19 protein-coding genes are annotated in these 19647 nt (G+C 64.1%); 5 read left to right on the top strand and 14 right to left on the bottom strand.

Annotated elements, in window-relative coordinates; translation table 11 throughout:
• Positions 1 to 65: 65 nt before the first annotated feature.
• The 11 genes from AmiPiv_RS04435 to AmiPiv_RS04385 form a co-directional block, all read right to left on the bottom strand.
• The gene (locus tag AmiPiv_RS04435) at positions 66 to 1133 is read right to left on the bottom strand and encodes a hemolysin family protein (protein ID WP_340036091.1); all 1068 of its coding nucleotides are present in this window, start codon (positions 1131 to 1133) and stop codon (positions 66 to 68) included.
• A 27-nt stretch (positions 1134 to 1160) separates the two neighbouring features.
• On the bottom strand, positions 1161 to 1667 hold the full coding sequence (gene ybeY / locus AmiPiv_RS04430) for an rRNA maturation RNase YbeY (protein ID WP_340036090.1): 507 nt from the start codon (positions 1665 to 1667) through the stop codon (positions 1161 to 1163).
• Between the two features lie 13 nt (positions 1668 to 1680).
• Positions 1681 to 2673 carry a PhoH family protein gene (locus tag AmiPiv_RS04425; RefSeq protein WP_445206906.1) on the bottom strand — a complete coding sequence of 331 codons (993 nt, stop codon included), beginning with the start codon at positions 2671 to 2673 and terminating at the stop codon, positions 1681 to 1683.
• A gap of 71 nt (positions 2674 to 2744) precedes the next feature.
• Positions 2745 to 4148, bottom strand: coding sequence for a tRNA (N6-isopentenyl adenosine(37)-C2)-methylthiotransferase MiaB (miaB, locus tag AmiPiv_RS04420; protein WP_445206895.1), 1404 nt, complete (start codon positions 4146 to 4148; stop codon positions 2745 to 2747).
• Positions 4149 to 4217: 69 nt separating this feature from the next.
• Positions 4218 to 5018, bottom strand: coding sequence for a lysophospholipid acyltransferase family protein (locus AmiPiv_RS04415; protein ID WP_340036088.1), 801 nt, complete (start codon positions 5016 to 5018; stop codon positions 4218 to 4220).
• 36 nt (positions 5019 to 5054) lie between these two features.
• On the bottom strand, positions 5055 to 5543 hold the full coding sequence (gene rimI / locus AmiPiv_RS04410; RefSeq protein WP_340036087.1) for a ribosomal protein S18-alanine N-acetyltransferase: 489 nt from the start codon (positions 5541 to 5543) through the stop codon (positions 5055 to 5057).
• The gene (gene tsaB / locus AmiPiv_RS04405) at positions 5540 to 6217 is read right to left on the bottom strand and encodes a tRNA (adenosine(37)-N6)-threonylcarbamoyltransferase complex dimerization subunit type 1 TsaB (RefSeq protein ID WP_340036086.1); all 678 of its coding nucleotides are present in this window, start codon (positions 6215 to 6217) and stop codon (positions 5540 to 5542) included. Before tsaB ends, rimI begins: the two co-directional genes overlap by 4 nt.
• 268 nt (positions 6218 to 6485) lie before the next feature.
• On the bottom strand, positions 6486 to 8657 hold the full coding sequence (locus AmiPiv_RS04400; protein WP_340036085.1) for a malate synthase G: 2172 nt from the start codon (positions 8655 to 8657) through the stop codon (positions 6486 to 6488).
• Between the two features lie 148 nt (positions 8658 to 8805).
• Positions 8806 to 10833, bottom strand: a complete 2028-nt coding sequence (locus tag AmiPiv_RS04395) for a hydantoinase/oxoprolinase family protein (protein WP_340036084.1) — start codon at positions 10831 to 10833, stop codon at positions 8806 to 8808.
• Between the two features lie 88 nt (positions 10834 to 10921).
• Complete coding sequence (locus AmiPiv_RS04390) at positions 10922 to 11305, bottom strand: hypothetical protein (protein ID WP_340036083.1); 384 nt, start codon at positions 11303 to 11305, stop codon at positions 10922 to 10924.
• Positions 11306 to 12165: 860 nt separating this feature from the next.
• The gene (locus tag AmiPiv_RS04385; protein WP_340036082.1) at positions 12166 to 12333 is read right to left on the bottom strand and encodes a hypothetical protein; all 168 of its coding nucleotides are present in this window, start codon (positions 12331 to 12333) and stop codon (positions 12166 to 12168) included.
• 149 nt (positions 12334 to 12482) lie between these two features.
• Here AmiPiv_RS04385 and AmiPiv_RS04380 point away from each other — a divergent pair, with 149 nt between their 5' ends.
• A complete protein-coding gene (locus AmiPiv_RS04380) occupies positions 12483 to 12947 on the top strand; it encodes a hypothetical protein (protein WP_340036081.1) in 465 nt (154 codons plus the stop codon).
• A gap of 8 nt (positions 12948 to 12955) precedes the next feature.
• On the opposite strand, the gene AmiPiv_RS04375 is transcribed toward AmiPiv_RS04380, so the two are convergent.
• Positions 12956 to 13366 carry a very short patch repair endonuclease gene (locus tag AmiPiv_RS04375; RefSeq protein WP_340036080.1) on the bottom strand — a complete coding sequence of 137 codons (411 nt, stop codon included), beginning with the start codon at positions 13364 to 13366 and terminating at the stop codon, positions 12956 to 12958.
• 113 nt (positions 13367 to 13479) lie between these two features.
• Here AmiPiv_RS04375 and AmiPiv_RS04370 point away from each other — a divergent pair, with 113 nt between their 5' ends.
• The 3 genes from AmiPiv_RS04370 to AmiPiv_RS04360 are packed head-to-tail and all read left to right on the top strand — an operon-like array spanning position 13480 to position 16462.
• Complete coding sequence (locus tag AmiPiv_RS04370) at positions 13480 to 14421, top strand: DNA cytosine methyltransferase (RefSeq protein ID WP_340036079.1); 942 nt, start codon at positions 13480 to 13482, stop codon at positions 14419 to 14421.
• Positions 14422 to 14423: 2 nt separating this feature from the next.
• Complete coding sequence (locus AmiPiv_RS04365; protein WP_340036078.1) at positions 14424 to 15479, top strand: ParB N-terminal domain-containing protein; 1056 nt, start codon at positions 14424 to 14426, stop codon at positions 15477 to 15479.
• A gap of 2 nt (positions 15480 to 15481) precedes the next feature.
• The gene (locus tag AmiPiv_RS04360) at positions 15482 to 16462 is read left to right on the top strand and encodes a hypothetical protein (protein WP_340036077.1); all 981 of its coding nucleotides are present in this window, start codon (positions 15482 to 15484) and stop codon (positions 16460 to 16462) included.
• Between the two features lie 90 nt (positions 16463 to 16552).
• Here AmiPiv_RS04360 and lepA read toward each other — a convergent pair whose 3' ends face one another.
• Positions 16553 to 18361, bottom strand: a complete 1809-nt coding sequence (lepA, locus tag AmiPiv_RS04355; RefSeq protein WP_340036075.1) for a translation elongation factor 4 — start codon at positions 18359 to 18361, stop codon at positions 16553 to 16555.
• A 66-nt stretch (positions 18362 to 18427) separates the two neighbouring features.
• On the bottom strand, positions 18428 to 18748 hold the full coding sequence (locus AmiPiv_RS04350; protein ID WP_340036074.1) for a hypothetical protein: 321 nt from the start codon (positions 18746 to 18748) through the stop codon (positions 18428 to 18430).
• Between the two features lie 176 nt (positions 18749 to 18924).
• On the opposite strand from AmiPiv_RS04350, the gene AmiPiv_RS04345 reads away from it, so the two are divergent.
• Complete coding sequence (locus AmiPiv_RS04345) at positions 18925 to 19539, top strand: GNAT family N-acetyltransferase (protein WP_340036073.1); 615 nt, start codon at positions 18925 to 18927, stop codon at positions 19537 to 19539.
• Positions 19540 to 19647: the final 108 nt, after the last annotated feature.

The raw sequence follows: 19647 nt of genomic DNA, 5'->3' as shown, positions 1-19647 counted from the left end.
ATTGGAACGAAGATGTAGCAGCAGGAAAATGCGGCGCCATAGGGGACGCGGCGCCGCAGGGGGCACTAGACCTGCTCGGCCTTGGCGCGGCGGCGGCGCTCGCCCTTCTGGATATGGACGATGCGGACGCGCTTGACCCGGCGCGGGTCGGCGTCGAGCACGTGGAACTCGAAGCCGGGGATCGCCTGCACCACCTCGCCGCGGGCCGGCACCCGTCCTAGCGCATTGAAGATCAGGCCGCCGATCGTGTCGACATATTCGGCGTGCTCGCCGGGCGAGAACTCCTCGCCGAGCACCTTGGCGACCTCCTCGATCTCGGCCTTGCCGTCGACCACATAGACGCCTTCGCCGGCCTGCGTGATCATCGGCTCGTCGTCGTCGTGCTCGTCCTCGATGTCGCCGACCACCATCTCGACGATGTCCTCGAGCGAGACAAGGCCGTCGGTGCCGCCATATTCGTCGATGACCAGCGCCATCTGCGTGCGCGTCGCCTGCATACGCTGCATGAGGTCGGAGGCGAGCATCGACGGCGGCACGAACAGCACCGTGCGGATGAGGTTGAGCTCGCCGATGCTGCGATTGAGGTCGACCTGGGCGAGATCGAGCTGCGCGTCGGCGGCCTGGGCCTTGCGCGACCTGCCTTTCTTGACGCGGGCGCCGCGGGTGATGTGGGCGAGGATGTCGCGGATGTGGACCATGCCGCGCGGGTCGTCGAGGGTCTCGACATAGACCGGCATGCGCGAATGGCCCGACTGCTCGAAGACGCCGAGCATCTCGCCGAGCTTGGTGTTGAGTTCGATCGCCTCGATGTCGGCCCTGGGCACCATCACATCCTCGACCCGCACCTCGCGGAGCCTCAGGATGTTGTTGAGCATGGCGCGCTCGCCGGGCGAGAAGGATTCGGCGCCGCTCGCCGTGTCGGCCAGCGCGTCGGCGATCTCCTCGCGGATGTTGCTGCCGTTGCGGTGCCGGAACAGCCGCGTCAGACGCTCGATGAAGGACGGCCGCTCGGAGTGCGGTTCATGCGCCGAATGCGGCGCGGCGCTGGTACTAGGCCCGTCTTCGGCCTGTTCGGAGGCTCTTGCCGCAGGCCCCGGTTCGGGAGAGGCGGCAATCTCAGGTTTCTCGTTCATCGTCTTCCGGTCGATTGTTCGTCCCTGTTACGCGTAGGGATCGGGAATGGCAAGCCTGGCAAGCGCCCGGCGCTCCAGCGCTTCCATCTCCTCGGCCTGCTCGTCGGTCTCGTGATCATACCCCAAAAGATGCAGGAGTCCGTGGACAATGAGATGGGTGATGTGGTTTTCGAGCGGCTTATTCTCTTCCGCCGCCTCGCGCGCCACGGTCTCGCTGGCGAGCACGATGTCGCCGAGCATCGGCGGCAGCGGGTCGCCGGGCGCGATCGGAAACGCCGGGAAGGACAGGACGTTGGTCGGCTTGTCCTTGCCGCGCCACTCGGCGTTGAGCCTCTGGATCGCCGCGTCGTCGGTGAAGACGAGGCTGAGCTCGACGCCCTCCGCCGCTTCTGCCTCCGCTTCGGCGAGCGCTGCGGGCACGGCGCGCTCGACCAGCGCGCGGAGTTCGTCCTCCCCCGCCCAGGCGCCCGCCTCGACCATCAGGTCGATGTCGAGTTCGACGCCCGCGGCGGCGGGCAGCTGAGTGCTGGACATGCGATGGTTCCGATCAGTCTTCGCCGGCGAGGCCGCGCGCCATCTTGCCGTCGCGGTCGTAGGCCCTGACGATCTCGGCGACGAGCGGATGGCGGACCACGTCGGTGTCGTTGAAGCGCACCGTCACCGCCCCCGGCACGCCGTCGAGGATGCGCAGCGCCTCTACCAGGCCCGACTTGGTGTTGGGCGGCAGGTCGATCTGCGTCGGATCGCCGGTGACGATCATGCGCGAGTTCTCGCCCAGGCGGGTGAGGAACATCTTCATCTGCATCGAGGTGGTGTTCTGCGCCTCGTCGAGGATGACGGCGGAGTGGGCCAGCGTGCGGCCGCGCATGAAGGCCAGCGGCGCGATCTCGATCACCTCGGCGGCAATGGCGCGTTCGACCTTGTCGGCCGGCATCATGTCGTAGAGCGCGTCGTAGAGCGGTCGCAGATAGGGGTCGACCTTCTCCTTCATGTCGCCGGGCAGGAAGCCGAGGCGCTCGCCCGCCTCCACCGCCGGCCGCGACAGGATGATGCGCTCGACCATGCCGCGTTCGAGCAGCATGGCGGCGTGCGCCACCGCCAGATAGGTCTTGCCAGTGCCGGCCGGGCCGATGCCGAAGACCAGCTCCGAGCGCTCCAGCGCCCGCATGTAGGCGTCCTGGTTGAGCGAGCGGGCATAGATGGTGCGCTTGCGCGTCGAGATCTGGGCGGCGGCCATCTTGCCCTTGCGCTCGAGCGTCGGCAGCGTCAGCTGGTCGTCGGGGGCGACAGCCATGCGAACGGCCCCATCGACGTCGGATTGAGCCACTTCCCCGCCTTTCTGCAGGATCGCATAGAGGTGATCGAGCGCGCGCCGCGCCTGTTCGGCGGCGGTGGCGCTGCCCTTGATGGTCAGCTGGTTGCCGCGCGAGCGGATGTCGACGCCGAGCTTCTGCTCGAGCCGCGCCAGGTTCTCGTCGAACTGGCCGTAAAGCGCACTGGCAAGCTTGTTGTTGTCGAAGGTCAGTACGATGTGCGCCATGTCAGACGCCCCGGAGGGCAGGTTCTTGAGTTCAGCAGCGCTCAACCGTCTCTCCTCATCTGCCGGGCACCTCAGGCCACCTCGGCGAACAGGCTGTTGGTGCCCGTCTTCGTGATTCGCACATCAACAATGTCACCGATTTCGCCGGCCTTTTCATCAACAATCACCGGCTGAAGCCAGGGCGAACGGCCGACGACCTGACCAGGCTCGCGGCCCGGCTTCTCGATCAGCGTCGACATGGTCCTGCCGACCAGTCCGGCGGCGAAGGCGTGCTGCTGTTCGGTGATCAGCGCCTGCAGGCGCTGCAGCCGCTCGTCCTTCACCCTCTCCTCGACATGGCCGTCCATCTCGGCGCCCGGCGTGCCGGGGCGCGGAGAATATTTGAACGAGTAGGCCGAGGCGTAGTTGGTGGCGCGGATGATCGCAAGCGTCGCCTCGAAGTCCGCGTCGGTCTCGCCGGGGAAGCCGACGATGAAGTCGCCGGACATGGCGATATCGGGGCGCGCCGCACGGATGCGGTCGATCAGCCTGAGATAGTCTTTCGCCGTATGCCTGCGGTTCATCGCCTTGAGGATGCGGTCCGAGCCCGACTGCACCGGCAGGTGCAGGTAGGGCATCAGCGCTGCGAGGTCGCGATGCGCCGCGATCAGTTCGTCGTCCATGTCGCGCGGATGGCTGGTGGTGTAGCGCAGCCGCGCCAGGCCGGGGATTTCGGCCAGCCGATAGAGCAGCCGGCCAAGCCCCCATTCGCTGCCGTCGGGGCCTTCGCCGTGCCAGGCATTGACGTTCTGGCCGAGCAGCGTCACCTCGCGCACGCCGGCCTCGGCCAGTCGTTCGGCCTCGGCGACGATCTGGGCGACCGAACGCGACACTTCCGAGCCGCGCGTATAGGGCACCACGCAGAAGGTGCAGAACTTGTCGCAACCCTCCTGCACGGTCAGGAAGGCGGTGACGCCGCGCTTGGCGACCTCGGCCTTGCGCGGCTGCGGCAGGTGCTCGAACTTGTCCTCGAGCGCGTATTCGGTCTCGACCACCTTCTGGCCGCCGCGCGCCTTCCTCACCACCTCGGGCAGGCGGTGATAGGTCTGCGGGCCGACCACGAGGTCGACCGCAGCGGCGCGGCGGATGATCTCCCGGCCTTCGGCCTGGGCGACGCAGCCGGTGACGCCGACCACCATCTCGCGGCCGTTGGCGGCGCGTTCGGCCTTGAGCTTGTTCAGCCTGCCGAGTTCGGAATAGACCTTCTCGGCCGCCTTCTCGCGGATGTGGCAGGTGTTGAGGAGCACGAGATCGGCGTCCTCGATGGTCTCGGTGGCCGAATAGCCGTCCGCGGCGAGCGCATCGTTCATGCGCTGCGAGTCGTAGACGTTCATCTGGCAGCCATAGGTCTTGATGAAGACCTTCCTGGCCGCGCCCGCGCCTGCCGCCGCGGCATCGCCCGCCGGCATGATTTCAGAGATATCGTCGAGTTCCATGCGGCGGCTATTAGACCATTTCCGCGGCAAAAAACAGACGATGATGGCCGTGCGTCTGGCCGCCCCTGGCTACCGGGCCGGATGCGGCGCGGCGAGCGACTGCAGCATCATCGTGCGCACCCGCTCCTCCATCAGCCGCGTCGCCTCCTTGCGGCTCGACCTGGCCGAAAAATCGATCGGCTCGCCGAAGCGGATCTCGACGTCGAGCCCGCCTTCGGCCAGCAGCTGGCCGACATGCGGCACCAGGTCCATGTCGCCGATCCAGCTGGCGATCGGCCTGTGCTGGCGGCCCAGCGGCAGGCCGTGGATGCGGGTATATGCGATCGACACCGGCTGGATGACGACATGCTCAGCCGCGCCCTCGGCGATCGCCATGGAGGCGGCGCCGAACAGCGTGCTCTTGAACGGCAGCAGCAGGTTGCCGTCGCCGGTGCTGCCCTCGGCGAACAGCACCATGGCATCGCCCGCGGCCAGCCGCCTGGCGATCTCGCTCGCCTGGTCACCCGACTTGCGCTTGCGCTCGCGCTCGATGAACACGGTGCGCTGCAGTCGCGACAGGAATCCGAAGATCGGCCAGCCGTTCAGCTCCGACTTGGCGATGAAGGTCACGTCGAACCGCGACCCGAGCGCCATGATGTCGGTCCACGAGATGTGGTTGGCGGCGATCATCAGCGGCCGGGTCTGCACCATCTCGCCGACGACGCGAACGCGCATGCCGAGCCCCCAGAGCATGGCGCGGTGCCAGATCTTGAGGATGACGGTTTCCGGCCACAGTCCGGTCTTCATCGAGATGACCTGCAGCGGAACCAGAACCAGCGAGGCCGCGACCATCCATGCAAGCGCCAGCCCTGTGCGGATCTTTCCGATCATGTAGCGCCTAACACCCTCGATTGACCGGGCATCTGGCTAACGAAGATCGAGCCGCATGACAAGCGCGCCGGTCGCCCCTTGCGCCGACTGGTAGTAGTTCGGGCGCTTGCCGACCTCGTGGAAGCCGAACTTGCGGTAGAGGCCGATCGCCGCGGCATTGGTCTCGTCGACCTCGAGGAACAGTGCCTCGGCGCGCTGGCCGTGCAGCTCACGCAAAACGGCGTCCATCAGCCGCCAGCCGAGCCCGTGGCGGCGGTGGCTGCGGGATACGGCGATGGTCAGGATCTCCGCCTCGCCCGCGGCCAGGCGCGCCAACACGAAGCCTGCGGGTGCTGCGCCGCCTTGGCCCACCTCGCGCACGGCAAAGCCGAACACCGTGTCCTGTTCGAGCAGCGCCGAAAACTCCTCGCCCGACCAGGGGCGCACGAAGTCTTCGCGGTGCAGGGGGGCTATGGCGGCACTGTCTTCGATCGTCAGGGCCTCGAGCGCATAGTCGCGGCGCCGCGGCCAGAAAGGCAATTTCATTTCTCTTCCCTTGGCAGCACGAAGCCGGCCTGCGGCTTGGCGTCCGGTGCTCTCAGATAGACGGGTTTCGGGCGATCGCCGGGAGCCTTGGCGGCTGCAAGGCGCGCATAGGTCCCGATATCGGCAGTGGCAAGCATCGGTCCGAACTCGAATGGCTTGTCGGCCGCCCCGGCCACAAGTTGCGCCGCCGTTCCCGCCAGAACCGTCTGCCCGGAGCTGGCAACTGCGGCAGCCTCACCGAGCGTCAGCACCGCCGGTTCGCGCAGCACGGCACCATGCCCATCATAGAGTGCTGCATGGATTTCGTCGCGGCCCGCATCGAGCGCTGCGAAAACCGGGCGCGGCCCAAGCGCATGGCGCGTCTCCAGGGCCAATGCCTCGAGCGTCGTCACCCCGACTGCCGGGATCTTCAGCGCCAGCGAGAATCCGCGTGCGGCGGAAACGCCCACCCGCACGCCGGTAAAGGAGCCCGGACCGGTCGAGACCGCGATCCTGCCGAGATCGGCATAGGCCTTTTCGGCCTGCGCCAGCGCCTCGTCGATCACGGCCATCAGGTGCTCGGCATGGCCCTTGCCGAGATCGCGCACCGAGCGGCCAATTTCCTTGCCCGCCTCCGTGTCATAGACACTGGCGGCGCACAGGCTTGCGGCGCAGTCGATGGCCAGGAGGATCATGGTGTTGGCCGCCGCCTTGAGTTCCTAACGGGGTGTTCCGTCGCACCCCCCTCTGGCCTGCCGGCCATCTCCCCCGCAAGGGGGGAGATCGGCAGCTTCGACCTAGCGCCATCCCCGCAAGGTTCCAGGAAGTTTCCTTTCCGCCTCTGGTGATTGGTCGAGGCGCGCATGAAGGCCTGATCTCCCCCCTTGCGGGGGAGATGGCCGGCAGGCCAGAGAGGGGTGCGAAGGAACGCTTTCATGCGAGATAGGCTACCATACGCATTGCCTAGCCTCTTTCCCGTGCCTTCAGCTCCAGCCTGCGCTTGTGGAGGACCGGTTCGGTGTAGCCGTTGGGCTGGGCGCGGCCCTCGAAGACGAGGTCGCAGGCGGCGCGGAAGGCGGTCGACTGGTCGAACTCGGGCGCCATCGGCTTGTAGAGCGGGTCGCCGACATTCTGGCGGTCGACGATGGCTGCCATACGCTGCAAAGAATCCATCACCTGGATGTGCGAGCAGACGTCGTGGCGCAGCCAGTTGGCGATGTGCTGGGAGGAAATGCGCAAGGTGGCGCGGTCTTCCATCAGCCCGACGTCGTTGATGTCGGGAACCTTCGAGCAGCCGACGCCCTGGTCGATCCAGCGCACGACGTAGCCCAGGATGCCCTGCGCGTTGTTGTCCAGCTCGCGCTGGATCTCGTCCGGCGTCCAGTTGGGGCGGACCACCACCGGCACCGACAGGATGTCGTCGAGGCGCGCCTTGGGGCGGCTCTTCAGCTGGTCCTGGACGGCGTGCACGTCGACCTTGTGGTAGTGGGTGGCATGCAGGGTGGCTGCCGTCGGCGACGGCACCCAGGCGGTGTTGGCGCCGGCCTTCGGGTGGGCGATCTTCTGCTCCAGCATCGCCGCCATCAGGTCGGGCATCGCCCACATGCCCTTGCCGATCTGGGCATGGCCTGAGAGACCGCATTCCAACCCGGTGTCGACGTTCCAGGCCTCGTAGGCATTGATCCACGGCGCCTGCTTCATGTCGCCCTTGCGCACCATCGGACCCGCCTCCATCGAGGTGTGGATCTCGTCGCCGGTGCGGTCGAGGAAGCCGGTGTTGATGAACACCACCCGCTCCTTGGCGGCGCGGATGCACTCCCTGAGGTTGACGGTGGTGCGCCGCTCCTCGTCCATGATGCCCATCTTGATGGTCTTCCTGGGCATGCCGACCAAGCGCTCGACGCGGTCGAAGATCTCGACGGCGAAGGCCACTTCCTCGGGGCCATGCATCTTCGGCTTGACCACATACATCGAGCCGGCACGGCTGTTGGCGCGGCGGCCATCCTTGCCGACGTCGTGCAGGGCGATCAGCGCGGTGATCGCCGCGTCCATGATGCCCTCCGGCACCTCGTTGCCGTCGCGGTCGCGGATCGCCGGGTTGGTCATCAGGTGGCCGACATTGCGCACCAGCATCAGTGAGCGGCCGGGCAGCGAGACGGCACCGCCATCGGGGCCGGTGTAGGAACGGTCGGCGTTGAGCCTGCGGGTGACGGTCTTGCCGCCCTTGTCGAAGCTTTCCGACAGGTCGCCCTTCATCAGGCCGAGCCAGTTGCGGTAGACCAGGACCTTGTCTTCGGCGTCGACGGCCGCGACCGAATCCTCGCAGTCCTGGATGGTGGTGAGTGCCGACTCCACGATCATGTCGGCGATGCCGGCCGGGTCGGTCTTGCCGATGGCGCTGTCGCGGTTCACCAGCACCTCGACATGCAGGCCGTTCTTGACCAGTAGCACTGCATCCGGGTTCTTGGCCTCGCCGCGGAAACCGGCGAACTGTTTTGCATCACGCAGCGCCACCGAACCGGAAGCGGTCGTGAGCTTCAGCGCGCCGTCGACAACCGCGAGACCCGTCACGTCGCTCCAGCTGCCGGATGCCAGCGGCGCGGACTCGTCCAGGAACGCCTTGGCCCAGGTGATGACCTTGGCCCCGCGCTTCGGGTTGTAACCCTTGCCCTTCTCGGCGCCGTCGGCATCGGAAATCGCGTCGGTGCCGTAGAGCGCATCGTAGAGCGAACCCCAGCGCGCATTGGCCGCGTTCAGCGCGTAACGCGCGTTCATGACAGGCACCACCAGCTGCGGGCCGGCGACGGTGGCGATCTCCGGGTCGACATTCTCCGTCGTCACCGCAAATGCCGGGCCTTCCGGCACGAGATAGCCGATGTCGGACAGGAACGCCTTGTAGGCCGCCATGTCGTGCGGCGCGCCATGCTTGCGGTACCAGGCGTCGAGCTTCAGCTGGAAGTCGTCGCGCTTTTCCAGGAGCGCCCGGTTCTTCGGCGCAAGGTCGTGCACGATCGCCGCAAACCCTTCCCAGAATTTCTCCGCATCCACTCCGGTCCCGGGCATGGCCTCAGACACGACGAAATCGTGCAGCTCACGCGATATCGAAAGGCCAAACAGCTCGACGGTCTCGGTCATAACATGCGCTCCAGAAGTCTAGTCCCGCGAGAGCGGTGAAAACAGCTTTTCAGGGGCGTTTGACATGCAAAGCGCGCAGGGTCAATTCGCCCAATGTTGCAAGGCAGCATCTGATCGCCGCCTTGCCCAGAGAAAATCAATCTGGCCCTCAGACAGCAATGCGCGGCCGGCCGCTGGCGGTGGCGACGACATGCGCCTCGATGAACATGCGCTGGCCTTCCACGGTCGAGACCTTGAAGTCTGTCGCGACCTCGATCTCGGCAGCGTCGGTGCCGGCGTCGCGCGCCTTGGCGGCGACGATGGCGCGCACTTCCGCCTCGGCCAGCGCCATCGCTGCGTCCTCGTCGGTGAAGTCGCGCACGAACTCGCCGACGGCCAACCGGAACAGCCCTTCCTTGGGCTGGCTGACGCGGGCTTCCGCCGTGACCCGGACCTGGCCGACCACCGCGCCCAGGGCGTTGGCGACGTCGGTATCCTCGGGCACCACGCATTCGTTGCCGAGCAGGGGCGGCAGGCCGGCATAGTGCAGCGGCGCGGAAGCGCCGAGCCCGATCACCGGGCGATCCAGCGCCACCGTGAAGCGGGCGATGCCGGGATGGGCATCGACCGCGCGCTGCACCAGCGCATGCGCCACCGTTGCCGCGCCGTCGAGCCCGTCCTCGGCGAAGGCGGTCTCGAGGATGACTTCGGCCGAGATGCGGGTAAGTGCAGCCAGCACGCGCTCGGCCAGCGCCTCGGGCGTCGTCGCGATCGGCTGGCCGCGGCCGTCGCGCTTGCGGGCAAAGAGCTCGGCACCCATGCGCGCTGCGCCCTCGTCCCAGTTGGCCTGGCGGCCGAGCGTGTGCGCCGCGTCCGACGGGGTGAAACCGACGACATGCACCAGCCCGCGCGACACGAGACGGTTGAGGGTCGCGTTCTGGGCGTTTGAAGTCAGCAGCCGGTCGAGCGGCAGCGGTACGGCGGTGATCGCCTCGTAGAGCTTGGCCTCCGGCGGCGTCAGCCCCGCCGCGAGCCGCTCCGGCACGCCGGTGCGGACGGCGAAGCGGCCGTCCATGCGGCCCGGATTGGGCGCCCGCAGCTGGCGCTCCAGCTCGCCCGTCACCGCCTCGCCATGGACCATGCCGGCGAGCGCCAGCGGCACCACGCGCCGCGGCCCGAGCTTTATCCGCGGCCTGAGCCCACCGTCCTCCAACGCCACTTCGGAGTCGCCGCCGAGGCCGAAGGTGCGCATGGCCACCGCCTCGACCATGGTGCGGAAGCCGCCGACGGTGGCGCCCTCCGGGTCGAGCCGCGGGCGGCCGTGGTCGAGGACTGCGACATCTGTGGTGGTGCCGCCGATGTCGGAGACCACGGCATTGTCGAGCCCGGTCATGTGGCGGGCGCCGACGAGGCTGGCGGCGGGGCCGGAGAGGATGGTCTCGATCGGCCGCTGGCGGGCGAATTCAGCCGACACCAGCGCGCCGTCGCCGCGCACCACCATCAGCGGGGCGCTGATCTTGCGCTTCTCGAGAAAGCCTTCGGTGGCGGCGACGAGGCGGTCGATCATCGCAATCAGGCGGGCGTTGAGCAGCGTGGTCAGCGCCCGGCGCGGGCCGCCCAGCTTGGCGGAGAGTTCGTGGCTGGCGGTGACGGGCAGGCCCGTCTTCTCGCGGATCAGGTCGCGGGCGGCGATCTCGTGGGCGGGGTTGCGGGTGGCGAAATAGGCGCAGACGGCGAAACCCGAGACGGATTTTTCGAGCTCCGGCAAGGCTGCCTCGAGCGGGGCAAGGTCGAGGGTGCGGGCGTTGCCGTGGACGTCGTGGCCGCCTTCGCACAGCACCAGCGGGTCGGTGCCGAGCGCTGTCTTCAAGCCGTCGCGGCCAAGGTCGGCCTCGGAGAAGCCGATCATCACCAGCGCCACCCGCCCGCCCTGGCCCTCGACCAGGGCGTTGGTGGCGAGCGTGGTCGACATCGACACCAGCTTGATGGCGGCGGGGTCGACATGGGCCTTGTCCAGCACCGCGTCGACCGCGCCCGAAATGCCCTCGGCGAGGTCGTGGCGGGTGGTGAGCGACTTGGCCTTGGCGACCACCGTGCCCGTGCCGCGCGGCTCCTCCGACCACAGCACCGCGTCGGTGTAGGTGCCGCCGGTGTCGATGCCGAGGAAAAGCGGGTGCGGGCGGTGGCTGGAGGTCATGCGAGGCGGTCCGGGCTTTGCTAATCCCGCCCGCCTTAGCCGAAATGGCCGGGAAAGGGAAACCGGCCAGCAGCCGCAATCGAGCAGGTCAGCCACCGCCGCGCGCCTTGGCGGCGGCATTGACGCGGCTGACCTCGGCGCGGATCTCGGCCCGCATCGCCTCGACCACCTTGGGATCGAGCGGCACGCAGGGCGGGATGAGGGGCTTGAAGGCGAAAGACCAGTCGTTTTCGGCGCGGCGGCCGACGCATTTCCTCAGCCGCCGGCAGCCCGGCAGCGGGCATTTCCGGTGGAAGCCGAGATGGCCGGCGAGCAGCTGGAACAGGCCGAGATAGAGGCCCTTGACCTTGGCGTCGTGCTCCGGGTCGGCCAGCACCGCGGCCCACTGCGCGTCGGTGTATTTTCGATCGCGCGGGAAGGTGTTGACCTTGAAGGTGGGGTGCCAGGGTCTTTTCGCAGGGTCTTCACTCATGGGAGGCTCCATTGGGGGGATTCTTCCTTCTCCCCCTGCGGGAGAAGGTGGATTGGCGCGCAGCGCCAAGACGGATGAGGGGTGCTGGACGGAGTGCGGCGGTGCAGTTGATCCGCGTGTCCGTTGCGGCCTCCCGTTTCGTCCAACACCCCTCATCCGCCCCTTCGGGGCACCTTCTCCCGCAAGGGGAGAAGGCAAGTACCGGCCTCGCCACGCCCCGTTGCCGGTCTGGCCATTGAGTGAGAAGACGGGCGGTCGCGGGGCCGCTCTGGTAGTTCTATGCGCGGTCTCGCGACCGCCCGTCCGGCGATTTCCGTTCCCGTCCGTTCCGCTTCCGGGGCGCGGGGCTTTCGCCCCCTGCCCCACTAGCGCATCGTCCAGCGCATCCGGGCCGTAGTGCCCGGAGGGGAACCCTTGGACGGAACCTCCCCGGGCGGCGGGCTACGTTGGCCCATCGCCGGAGGCGCCGGCCTCTCCCCGCACAACCACCGTCATGATCGGCGTTCCCGCGGGAGGGACGGGATGGATTTTACGGGATGTTTTCAGGGGGTGGAGAAAGGCGAAGGAATTTCCACGGGATTGGGGTGCCGGAAGGCAGGTACCGAGGGCTCGCGATCCTTCGCACCCCCCTCTGCCCTGCCGGGCATCTCCCCCGCAAGGGGGGAGATCAGGCCTTCATGGCCCCATCGCTTAACCGGATACGTCGAAAGAGAAATTCCCGCCCCCGCCTCAGGAAATAATGCGGCGATGACGCGACTGATCTCCCCCTCGAGGGGGAGATGGCCGGCAGGCCAGAGGGGGGTGGGAAGGATCACGACATCAAAAGAAAAATTTGCAGGCGTGGAAAAACCGTCCCACGCTCACCCCCGCGAAATCTGCTCGTCCTGCTCGACGGTCAGCGGCTTGACCCCGTCCGGCACCGGCTCGACCACCGGCTGGGGTGCGGCGACGGGCGCCGGCGGCACCGGCGCGCGGGCAGCGCAGGCGGGCAGGATGGCCAGGGCAAGGAGGATGGCTGCGGACTTCATGGCGCGGGCGTTAGGCGGAAGGTGTGGCACAATCGCGGCGACAGATGAGCCCGAGGCCCTGCCAAGGTCAAGCCATCCCTGACAACTGCTGACGGAAGCCTGTCAGCAGGCATCGGCTATCCTCCCGGAAATCTTTGCGGGAGGACGGCATGAGCGGCTTCAACGATTTCGATTTCCTGATCGGCGACTGGACGGTGACCAACGAACGCCTGCGCGAGCGGCTGGTAGGCTCGTCCGACTGGGAGACCTTCTTGGCCTTCTCCCGCGTGGAAAAGGTGATGCAGGCACCCGACGGCACCTTTGGCGGCAATCTCGACCAGATGGCGGTGCCCGCGCGCGGTTTCACCGGCATGACCCTGCGCCTCTACAACCCCGAGACAGGACTGTGGTCGATCTACCGGAGCGACACCAAGAGCTTTCGGCTGTTCCCACCGATGGTCGGGCGGTTCACGGACGGTCGCGGCACCTTTTATGGCGACGATGTCGAGGGCGGCGTGCCGGTGCGCGTGCGGTTTCTCTGGACGGGCGGGAAGGAACCGCGCTGGGAACAGGCGATGTCTAAGGATGGCGGTGAGACGTGGGAGGTGAATTGGGTGATGCGGTTTGGGAAGTGAGTGAGGATTCAGCCGAGAAATTGGGCAAGTTGCGAGGACAGAACCTCCGGGTTTTTCGTTTCACATTCCCAAACAGTGAGCACGCTCCAACCTAACGTTTGCAACAACTCTTCATTTGTCCGGTCGCGCAATGTGGTGCGTCCGAGTTTTGGAAGCCAGTAGGCTTGATTTGATTTTGGCTGCCTAGCGATGCGGCAACTATTCGACCGATGTTGGTGCCAGAAGCATCCGTGGACGAAGATAACCTTGTGCCGCGAAGGAAAAATTAGGTCCGGCCGACCGGGCAAGTCGTTGCGATGTAGCCGAAATCTGTAGCCGAGGCCATGGACGAGCCGGCGTACAACCATCTCAGGGTTTGTATTTTTGGAACGAATCGCCCGCATTATCGCTGAGCGTTTTGCAGGGGTAACTTTGTCCATCAGTGGCCGAAGCTAGGACGAGATACGAACAAAAGCATGACCATTGCCGGTCAAAATTTTGTCCTCATTTGATATCGATTGGGATACAGGGTATCGAACACGAGGGGATCAGCATGCCAACGGCGGTATCACTTTTCAGCGGCTGCGGCGGGTCGGATGTCGGCCTTCATAAGGCCGGCTTTGACATCTTAATGGCCAACGATATCTTGCCATACGCTCGCGACGTATACACGGCAAATCTGCCCGAAACCGACTTTCGGTTATGCGACGTAGCAACGGTGAAAAACTTCCCTCAGGCTGACCTCCTAGTGGGCTGCTACCCGTGCCAAGGCTTCAGCCAGGGGGGGGTGCGCGACCCGAGTCGAAAGATCAACTATTTATATCGAGAATTTGATCGAGCTCTCCGTCAGATAAAGCCAAAGGCATTCATCGTTGAGAATGTTTCGGGCATGCGTCGAGCCGACTTTCGACATTTGCTTAATAACCAGATTACCCGATTTCGCATGGCCGGATACAAGGTCGAGTGCGACTTGCTAGATGCGCGCAAATACGGCGTACCTCAGGAACGGCAACGTGTCTTTATTGTGGGGATACGGTCGGACCTTGACGCAAGATACGTCTTTCCAAAACCAACACACTCGGACGACGGTACGACAGAAAATTCATTCCGGAATATCCGTGATGCCATCGGCGATCTACCTGAATGGCCAGAAGGAGAATATAACACCGAGGTGTTCCATTGGTACTACCTCTCGCGAAACCGCTATCGTGGGTGGGATGAAGCTAGCCGCACCATCGTTGCCAAAGGTCGACACGTTTCATTGCATCCCATCAGCCCCCGATTGAACAGGATACACACTGACAAGTGGGTATTTGAAGACGATCGCCCCGCTAGGCGGCTATCGTTTCGAGAGTGTGCTCGACTCCAAGGATTCCCAAACGATATGCTTTTTCCAGACAGTGCCATCCTAAACGAAAAATATAAGGTAGTCGGGAATGCTGTACCCCCACCGCTTTTTAACGCCGTCGCTGGCGCCTTGCCTGATGTGTGGTGATCATGGCCTTTGATCTCAAAAAGATTAATGTCGACGAACTCGATCTAGACCCGAAGAATCCGCGCTTGCCAACATATGTAGAACGGGACCAGCCGTCCATGTTGGAGTTTCTGGCGCGCTCATCGGCCATAGAAGAACTGATGTCAGCGATTTCAGAGAACGATTTCTTCGAGGCCGAAGCACTAATTGCCGTTCCCGAGAATGGGCGACTTGTCGTCGTAGAAGGCAATCGACGTTTGACCGCACTTAAGCTTTTACGAGGCGCTTCATATCCGGACATCTCTACGCGAATACTTTCTTTGCAAGAAAATGCAACGCATCGACCATCTGCAGTGCCAGTCGCTATCTATGACAGCCGCAAGGAAGTTCTAAATTATCTCGGCAACCGTCATATTGCGGGAGTGAAACCGTGGGGTGCCCTGGCGAAGGCTCGCTACATCAAGCAACTGATGGAGAGAACACCAGATGATATGTCTTTTGCCGAAAAAACTCGCTCGGTTGCGAAAGTAATCGGAAGTCGGAGAGACTTTATATCAAAGTCAATGAAGGCGTATGACGTATATGAAGTTGCGGAAAAAGAGAACTTTTTTGACCTTCGCTCTCTCGATGAGAGGTCAGTAAAATTTTCTTTGATTACAACAGCAATTGACTACGAAGGAATCCAGCACTTTTTGTTTGATGGTGCAAATAGTTCTGATGACTCGGATAACAAAGAGCCGATATCCGAAAGGGTGAAGGAATTCTTCTCCTGGCTTTTTGTGAAGGACAAAGATGGTCGCGTACGCGTTGGCGAATCTCGAAACCTGCACAAGCTATCTCAAATCATGCTCAACGACGACGCGCTTCGAGCATTTCGAAGCGGGGCAACAATTGAGCAGGCGTACATCTATACGAAAGGAATTAATGAGGACTTCGACATGCTGTGCATTGAGCTGCAAAGGTCCCTGCGAGAAGCGAATTCTCTGGTTGCCGATGTCGAAAAGAATGAACCACGAGAGGAGTTAATCAACAGCATCTTTCGGCAAGCTAGGCAGCTTGAAGCATCGTTTCGGGGCTAGGAATGTTTGAAATCGGACGAGTTGCCTACACACGCCCACACTTACTGGCAGATACGGCAGAGATTGCGATAGCATATGGAGGATACGATCAAATATCATCAAATGATCTATTGACGATCATCAAATCAACACCACGTCCCGATGATGAGTTATTGCCACTGGAGGAAGAAGACGTAGATGACAATAACGTTGAGGACGGACTAGACGGCGCCGAAATAAACGCCCAAGAACAATCTTACATTGACGAGTGCATGCGTCAAATTCGATTTAGAGCAAGTTCGTTCGGATCAATGTATCCATTTGTGTTTGATGGCGACGTATTGTCTCTAAAGAAGAGGATAAGCTCAGACAACAGGGTATATTTATTTCTTCTTGCATGCGCCAGAACCCGCTCATTTAAGATAAAAGGCACTCCCCAGAGACTAGCAGATGCGTTTGAGAAAATATGCGCTGAATGCCTTAGGCGCATAGTCTCTTCCCATGGCGATGTATACATGTTTGGCCCTAATTCATCAGATCGAAAGAAGAAATTTTCATCAAACCTTCGCAAGGCAATACCAATACTTGCAAGCAAGATTGGAATGCGATTAAAACATGGATGGGAACGCAATTATACAAGCTCAGGCGATGGAAAGATTGACCTGATTGGTGTCTACAATTTTGACAATAGAGCTCTTGGATTGCCTGTATTTCTTGGACAGTGCGCGTCTATTGAGGACGAACAGCAGTGGCAAAAGAAGCGCCTAGAAGCCAAATTTTCATCGCGCAGCGGTTCGTTCGATTACTTAGTCGAGCCGCAGGGGATATTATTTATTCCAGGCTGCTATAGGCAACCGGACGGTGACTGGGTAAACAGCGACCTCGTGTCTGATGTGGTCACGATAGATAGATTGCGCTTGATGGCAATCTTGAAAGGCTACAGCGGAATGCGCCAGTTGATGGATGAACTGTACGAGAAAACGGAAATAAAGTACGCAGCATAGTCTTGCTGCACTACCCCTCATCCGGCCCTGCGGGCCGCCTTCTCCCCGTCCCTTCGACAAGCTCAGGAGGGGAGAAGGAAAAAGAAGACGTCAGTTGTCGCCCATCTTGAGCGCCTGGATGAAGGCTTCCTGTGGGATGTCGACCTTGCCGAACTGGCGCATGCGCTTCTTGCCCTCTTTCTGCTTCTCGAGCAGCTTGCGCTTGCGGGTGACGTCGCCGCCGTAGCACTTGGCGGTGACGTCCTTGCGCAGCGCCGAGATGGTCTCGCGGGCGATGACCTTGCCGCCGATGGCGGCCTGGACCGGGATCTTGAACATGTGCTGCGGGATCAGCTCCTTCAGCTTCTCGACCATGACGCGGCCGCGCTTTTCGGCCGCCGTGCGGTGGACAAGCATCGAGAGCGCATCGACCGGCTCCTCGTTGACCAGGATCGACATCTTGACGAGGTCGCCCTCGCGGTAGTCGGTGAGGTGGTAGTCGAAGGAGGCGTAGCCCTTGGAGATCGACTTCAGGCGATCGTAGAAATCGAACACGACCTCGTTGAGCGGCAGGTCGTAGACCAGCATGGCGCGCTTGCCGACATAGGAGAGGTCGGCCTGGATGCCGCGGCGCTCCTGGCAGAGTTTCAGGATCGAGCCGAGATAGTCGTCCGGGGTGAGGATGGTGGCGCGGATCCACGGCTCCTCGATCGCGGCGATCTTGACCACGTCGGGCATGTCGGCGGGGTTGTGCAGCTCCTTGGTCGAACCGTCGTTGAGGTTCATGCGGTAGACGACGCTAGGGGCCGTGGCGATGAGGTCGAGGTTGAACTCGCGCTCGAGGCGCTCCTGGATGATCTCGAGGTGGAGCAGGCCGAGGAAACCGCAGCGGAAGCCGAAGCCGAGCGCGGCCGAGGTTTCCATCTCGAAGGAGAAGCTGGCGTCGTTGAGGCGCAGCTTGCCCATGGCCGCGCGGAGGTCCTCGAAGTCGGCGGCGTCGACCGGGAACAGGCCGCAGAACACCACCGGCTGGGCCGGCTTGAAGCCCGGCAGGGCCTGGGCGGTGGGGCGCTTGTCCTCGGTGATGGTGTCGCCGACGCGGGTGTCGGCCACTTCCTTGATCGAGCCGGTGAAGAAGCCGAACTCGCCGGGGCCGAGCTCGTCGACCTGGACCATCTTGGGGGTGAAGACGCCGGTGCGCTCGACCAGGTATTTGGCGTTGGTCTCCATCATGCGGATGGTCTGGCCCTTCCTGAGCTTGCCATCGATGATGCGGACGAGCACGATGACGCCGAGATAGGTGTCGTACCAGCTGTCGACCAGCATCGCCTTGAGCGGTGCGGTGGCATCGCCCTCGCGCGGCGGCGGCAGCTGGGTGACGATCGCCTCCAGCACGTCCTCGATGCCGAGGCCGGTCTTGGCCGAGATGTGCACGGCCTGGGAGGCGTCGATGCCGATGACTTCCTCGACCTGCTCCTTGATGCGCTCGGGCTCGGCGGCGGGCAGGTCGATCTTGTTGAGGACGACGACGATCTCGTGGTTGTTGTCGATGGCCTGGTAGACGTTGGCGAGCGTCTGGGCCTCGACGCCCTGGCTGGCGTCGACGACGAGCAGCGAACCCTCGCAGGCCGACAGCGAGCGCGACACCTCGTAGGCGAAGTCGACGTGGCCGGGCGTGTCGATGAGGTTGAGGACGTAGTCCTCGCCGTTGTTGGCCTTGTAGTTGAGCCGCACGGTCTGGGCCTTGATGGTGATGCCGCGCTCGCGCTCGATGTCCATGTTGTCGAGGACCTGCTCGGTCATCTCGCGCGCTTCCAGCCCGCCGGTGGACTGGATCAGGCGGTCGGCAAGCGTCGACTTGCCATGATCGATGTGGGCAACGATGGAGAAGTTGCGGATATGGTCGAGCGGTGTGGTCATCGCCGCGCTTTAGCAGGGGCGGCAAGGCTTCACAAGCGCGGGCATAAGGGTTTGCGGCGCGCCAAGTCAGGCGCGGCCGGCGACCTGCATGGCGGCGAGGTCGCGGCGGTGGCGGCGACGGGCAGAGGCGGAGAGCAGCGCCGAGCACAGGAGGTCGATGTCGGTACCTTCCTGCGGGCACCAGCCGCAGCCGCAGGCATGCGGGCCGCAATGCGCGTCGGCCGCGTCGCGGTAGACCGAACCGACCGCGCGGGCGGCCAATTTCAGCACCACCATCGGCGGCAGGCCGGACTTGCGCATGGCATCGGTGAAGCCGTTCATGACGGCGGTGCGCAGGATGGCCTCGGCCTCGTCTGCGCGGCGATCGTGGTCTTCGATGGAGGGCATGGAGGGCTCCGGGCGGGTCGCGGGTGGGTGGCGCCGGTTGCCGCGGCGCGCGTCATGTCGAATACATAACATGAGTAAAAGTATCAAGTTTAAATTCCGGACCGGCGAGGCGCCGGCGGCAGGTTGACGCAGGCGCGCAGGCGCGCTCCAATGCGGCTGAAATGGAGGAGCACGCCATGCCGGAGCGAGCCCAGCCCAGCGAGGAGGCGTTCGCCGCGCATGCCCGCCCCGCCACCAAGGCGGACGCGGCGGTGCTGGCCGAACTGGTCAACATGGCCGGCGACGGGCTGCCGCTGCATTTGTGGACGCAGATGGCCAATGGCGGCGATCCGTGGGAAGTGGGGCGCCAGCGGGCGCGGCGCGAGACGGGCAGCTTCTCCTACCGCAACGCCATCGTGCTCGAGCGCGGCAGGGTGCTGGCCTGCCTGATCGGCTATCCGATCGTGCCGGCGCCGCCGGACCCCGACACGCCGGCCATCTTCGCGCCGATGAACGAGCTCGAGGCGCTGGCCACGGGCAGCTGGTACGTCAACGTGCTCGCCACCGTGCCCGAGGCGCGCCGGCAGGGGTTCGGGACGCGGCTGCTGGCCATGGCCGACACGATCGCCGAGGCGACGGGCTGCAACGGCACCAGCCTGATCGTCTCGGACGCCAATCGCGCGGCGCGCGGGCTCTACGAGCACGGTGGCTATCGCGAGGCGGCGCGCCGGCCGATCGTCCGGGACGGCTGGGACACGCCCGGCCAGGACTGGGTGCTGATGATCAAGCCGCGGCAGGACACGCTGGAGTGACGGCGGCCGGGGCCGGCGCCTGCAGGACGGCTGACAGCGCCGGCCATCTTTTTTGCCGGAGCCATGAACCTTCTCCCGGGACCGGGGCACTGACCTGTGTGGCGGCCT

Source organism: Aminobacter sp. Piv2-1 (genome assembly GCF_037625995.1).
Taxonomy (GTDB): domain Bacteria; phylum Pseudomonadota; class Alphaproteobacteria; order Rhizobiales; family Rhizobiaceae; genus Aminobacter.
This window is presented reverse-complemented; position numbering and strand designations above follow the sequence as displayed.